The organism is Actinocorallia lasiicapitis (genome assembly GCF_054778695.1).
Window position 1 is genome coordinate 1 of the sequence record NZ_BAAGZI010000827.1, and the last position, 839, is coordinate 839.

The 839-nt window shown below is 70.7% G+C and carries 1 protein-coding gene and 1 pseudogene; one reads left to right on the forward strand and one right to left on the reverse strand.

What is annotated here, in order from left to right:
• Positions 1-287: PLDc N-terminal domain-containing protein (locus tag ACYVE7_RS34905; protein WP_460370942.1), on the reverse strand; the 287-nt coding region annotated here is incomplete at its 3' end.
• A 98-nt stretch (positions 288-385) separates the two neighbouring features.
• On the opposite strand from ACYVE7_RS34905, the pseudogene ACYVE7_RS34910 reads away from it, so the two are divergent.
• A pseudogene (locus ACYVE7_RS34910) lies at positions 386-839 on the forward strand (hypothetical protein); the annotation flags it as partial.

Genomic DNA, 839 nt, shown 5'->3' on the forward strand with positions numbered 1-839 from the left:
CGGCGCTGCTCCTCGACCCGGGCGCGGAGCCCGCGCAGGAAGTCCTCGTCGTCGTCGGGGCCGCCCGCCACCACCGGACGGGCCGCCGCGGCCGCCGCGATGACGCGAGGACGGCCGAAGACCAGCCAGATGATCGAACCCAGATCGGGCAGCAGCAGCACGATCAACAGCCAGAACGGCTTGGGGAGCGTGCGGACGTTCGCCGCCGGCGTCGTGATCACGTCGAACAGGCAGTAGATCCACAACGCGAGCAGCAGAAGGCTGAAGCCTCCGAACAAGACCGGCACGGTCGAGCCCTTCCCGGCGACGAAAGCACGAAAACCTCAGGGAACTTCTCACGCGGAACAAGCGTCCCAATACTCCGGGAAAGGGGGCGGGGATGCGGGTGAGCTTCGCGACGGAGCCGGTTCCGGGCCGGGACTGGCCCAATGAGGACTTCGTGGTGGCCGCCGATGGCGCGGTGGTTTTGCTGGACGGTTGCAGCCTACCGCCGGGAACCGACCTGGGCTGCCGCCACGGCACCGCCTGGTACGCCAGGAATCTGGGCATCAGCCTGCTGGAACGGATGCTCGACGCGCCGAAGGCGGGCCCCGACCGGGGCAACCAGCTCCGCGGCCTGCTCGCCGACTCCATCGCCCACGTCGCGGGGAGGCACCGCGGCACCTGCGATCTGAGCCATCGGGCGACCCCCGCCGCGACGGTCGTGGCCCTGCGGGAGCGGCCCGACGGCGTCGACTACCTGGTGCTCGCCGACTCGACCCTGCTGCTGGACTCCAATGGCAGCGTCGAGGTGGTCTCGACGTCCAGCGCCCGCACCTACGCGGCCGTCGATCCGGCGG